This window comes from Streptococcus sp. 1032, from assembly GCF_013277015.1.
Taxonomy (GTDB): domain Bacteria; phylum Bacillota; class Bacilli; order Lactobacillales; family Streptococcaceae; genus Streptococcus.
Genome location: NZ_VMMD01000037.1, coordinates 439 through 754 on the forward strand (window position 1 = coordinate 439; position 316 = coordinate 754).

General features: G+C 46.8%; 1 pseudogene. It reads right to left on the bottom strand.

Features of this window, described 5'->3' with window-relative positions:
* Positions 1–316 (bottom strand): annotated as a pseudogene (locus HT711_RS10940) (peptidase); the annotation flags it as partial.

Consider the following 316-nt stretch of genomic DNA (forward strand, 5'->3'; position numbering starts at 1 on the left):
ATTACAGCTTCCGCTGCTTTCTTAGCTGCTTCTGCTTTTTGCTTAGCGTCGTTATAGGCAGTCACTTTGCTTGCTGGCTTGTCAGCTGTGTCTGGTGCACTTGTGATTTCGCTGCCTAAGGCATTATTCGCTTGCGTTAGAGCTGTCTTGTCTGCTTTATCGACTAACTTCTCTTTCGCTTTGTCCAACTTACCTTGAGCTGCGGTTACTTTTTCTTTCGCTGCTTGAACTTCAGCCGCTGTCGCATCGTCACCTTTAGCTAATGCATCTGTTGCTGCTTGCTTAGCTGCTGTTACGGCATCTTCTGCTTCTTTCT